Source organism: Nocardiopsis halotolerans DSM 44410, from assembly GCF_000341065.1.
Taxonomy (GTDB): Bacteria; Actinomycetota; Actinomycetes; order Streptosporangiales; family Streptosporangiaceae; genus Nocardiopsis; species Nocardiopsis halotolerans.
This window is the reverse complement of record NZ_ANAX01000018.1, coordinates 1-3,115: the sequence shown is the minus strand read 5'-3', so window position 1 is coordinate 3,115 and position 3,115 is coordinate 1. Positions and strand designations below refer to the sequence as shown.

Annotated in this window: 4 protein-coding genes; 3 read left to right on the top strand and 1 reads right to left on the bottom strand. The window is 73.2% G+C overall.

Translation table 11 applies throughout. The features are described 5' to 3' along the window. Positions 1–763: dihydrodipicolinate synthase family protein (locus tag D455_RS0101165; RefSeq protein ID WP_017568929.1), on the top strand; the 763-nt coding region annotated here is incomplete at its 5' end. An 88-nt stretch (positions 764–851) separates the two neighbouring features. On the opposite strand, the gene D455_RS0101160 is transcribed toward D455_RS0101165, so the two are convergent. Further along, a complete protein-coding gene (locus D455_RS0101160; protein ID WP_241480132.1) occupies positions 852–2,045 on the bottom strand; it encodes a cytochrome P450 in 1,194 nt (397 codons plus the stop codon). 63 nt (positions 2,046–2,108) lie between these two features. Between D455_RS0101160 and D455_RS0101155 the strand changes: the two genes are divergently transcribed. Next, positions 2,109–2,717, top strand: coding sequence for a TetR/AcrR family transcriptional regulator (locus D455_RS0101155; RefSeq protein ID WP_017568927.1), 609 nt, complete (start codon positions 2,109–2,111; stop codon positions 2,715–2,717). Positions 2,718–2,897: 180 nt separating this feature from the next. Further along, on the top strand, positions 2,898–3,115 hold a 218-nt coding region (locus D455_RS28835; protein ID WP_040684256.1), incomplete at its 3' end, for a hypothetical protein.

The window sequence follows — 3,115 nt, the reverse complement described above, 5'->3', positions numbered from 1 at the left end:
CTCCCCCTACCTCTCCCGTGAGCAACGCGCCCGTGCGGCACGGCTCGCCGTCGAGGCCGCCGAGGGAACCCCGGTCATGGTCGGCATCGGCGCGCTGCGTACCGAGCGGGTCCTCGCGCTGGCCGAGGACGCGCAGAAGGCGGGCGCCTCGGCGGTACTACTCGCCCCGATGACGTACCAGCCGCTCACCGAGGACGAGGTGTTCGGCCTGTACGAGGAGGTCTGCCGGGAGTTGTCCGTGCCGCTGTGCGTCTACGACAACCCCGCCACCACCCACGTGCGCTTCACCGACGAACTCCACTCCCGCATCGCCCACCTGCCGCGGGTCGCCTCCGTCAAGATCCCGCCGGTGCCCGCGGACCCGGACGCGGCCGGGGAACGCGTTCGGGCACTGCGGGCGCTCGTTCCGAGCACCGTCACCATCGGCGTCAGCGGCGACGGGTCCGCCGCCACCGGCCTGACCTCGGGCTGCGATGCCTGGTACTCCGTCATCGGCGGCCTCCTCCCGCGCACCGCGCTCGCCCTGACCCGCGCGGCCCAGGGCGGGGACGCGGCCGGGGCCATGGCGCTGTCCGACCGGTTGGCGCCGCTGTGGGAGCTGTTCCGCCGGTACGGCAGTCTGCGCGTGGTCTCCGCCGCCGCCTCCCACCTGGGACTGGCACCCGAGGTCAACCTGCCCCGGCCCCTGCGCGGTCTCGCGCCCGAGGCCCGACGCCAGGTCGTCTCCGCGCTGGAGGACCTCGACCTGGGCGAGGACGCGTGAGCACCGGCCGTGTGTCACTGACTGCGGGGGACCGTCCGGGCCACCCAAGGGGCGGTCGCGTGCCGCCTCCCCGGGCGTGCCGCTCCGCTCACCACTCCACCGGCAGGCGGACCAGGCCGCCGGTCAGCACGTCGTGCCGCGTGCGCAGTTCGTCGACGTCGACGGCCAGGCGCAGCGTCGGAAAACGCGAGGTGAGACCGGCCAGCACGGCGTGCAGCTCCAGGCGTGCCAACGGGGCGCCGACGCAGTAGCGGGCGCCGTGCCCGAAGGTCAGGTGGGCAGCGCCCGCGCGGGTGATGTCGAAGCGGTCGGGTTCGCGGAAGGCGCCGGGGTCGTGGTTGGCGGCTCCGGTGTCGCACAGCACCAGCTCCCCGGCGCCGATGGTGACCCCGTCGATGTCGATGTCGGTGCGGGCGTAGCGGGGGACGCCGTCGCCGCCCCGGGCCGGGGCACGCAGGACCTCCTCGACCGCGCCGGGCACCAGACCGGGGTCGCGGCCCAGGGCCTGGTACTGGTCGGGGTGGGTGAGCAGGCACAACACACCCAGGCCGATCTGGGTCACGGTGGTCTCGTGTCCGGCGAAGAGCAGGGCCATGGCGAGCATGGCCGCCTCATCGTCGCCCACGTCCGGATCCTGGGCGAGACGGGAGATGACGTCGTCACCCGGGGCGCGGCGCTTACGGGTCACCAGGTCCACACCGTAGGCGAACAGGTCGCCCAGGCCGCGTTCGGAGCGGGCGCGGTCGGCGGTGTCGGCCGCGTCGCGGCTCCAGGCGCGGAAGCGATCGCGGTCGGCGTAGGGCACTCCCAGCAGTTCGCAGATGACCAGGACCGGCAACGGCACGGCCAGGGACTCGACCAGGTCGGCCGGCCGGGGACTCCCTTCCAGGTCGTCGAGCAGGGAGGTGACCAGCTCGTTGACACGCGGTGCCAGGGAGCGCACGCGCCGGGGCGTGAAGTGCGGTTGGAGCAGGGAGCGCATCCGGGCGTGGTCGGTCCTCTCGGTGGCGAAGTCGCCCTGGGGGCCGCCGAAGAGCGCGGACGCACCGGTGCGGGCGGCACTGGCCGGGTCGGGGTGGGAGAGGCCCAGACGCTCGTCGGTGAGGAGGGAGCGGACCTGCTCGTATCCGGTGACGAGCCAGGCCTCGTCCCCGGTGCGGGTGCGCACGCGGTGGACGGCCCCCGTCGTGCGCAGACGCTCCAGTGCGGGCGGAACGGCCAGAGGGCCGGGGCGGTCGAAGGGCAGCTGCGGGAGCATGGAGGCCTCCATGTGTTTACCCATCTTTGTATACTCACGATTAAACAAAGCTACATGTAAACTCCGGAATCAACAAGGAGGGGCGTGATGACCGACGAACCCGCGCGACGCCAGGAGGCCACACCGGTGCGGCGGATGCGCCGCACCGAGCGCCGCGCGCAGATCCTGGACGCGGCGACCCGGGCCTTCGCCCGCGCCGGCTTCACCGACACCTCCCTGGACGACGTGGCCACCGAGGCCGGGATCAGCCGGGTGATCCTCTACCGGCACTTCGAGTCCAAGAACCAGATGTACCGGGCGACCCTGGACCGGGCGTGCGCACGCCTGAGCGAGCGCGTGGGCGAGGGGAACTTCACCGACGCGAGCATCCCGGCGCTCCTGGAGGCCGCCTCCGAGGAGCCCGACGGGTTCCGCCTGCTGTTCCGCCACGCCGCGCGCGAACCGGAGTTTCGCGACCTGGTCGACGGACTGACCGCGGCCTCGGTCGAGTTGGCCCTACGTCAGCTCGCGCAGATGATCCCCGACCCGGCCTGGGCGCGCTGGGCCGCGCGCCTGGTGTTCACCGTGGCCGTCGAGGGCGCCATCGCCTGGCTCGACGAGGGCCGCCCCGACCCCGACCACGCCGCCGAGCGCATCGACGCGGCCGTGCAGGGCGTGATCACCGCGGCCCGGTCCGGCGGCACCGACCGCCTCTGACACCCCGCCGCTGAGCCGTCTCCAGGCGCGGACGGGGGAGCGGCGGCACCCCGCCTCCGCGCACCGACCCGTGTGTGGCCCAGGTCCGCACGGGTAGTGGGTGTGTCCGGATCCGGCCACGACCCGCCCCGAACACCATCGCCATGTGTAGTTTGGCCCGCTTGTGGTAAAAAGTTAGGCGTGCCGAACTTTCAAGATGAGGCTTCTTCACACCGCTGGTCGGCGAGGATCATCGCCGCCTCCCCCGCCCGCCCCGGAGCCACGACCACCGGAGTCGGCGACCACCCGAGAAGACGCCGGGGCCGCCGCCACCGGACCGAAGGGGGACCGTCCGTGAACACCGCCATCGAGGTCACCGACGCCACCGTCCGCTACGGCGACGTCCTGGCCCTGGACGG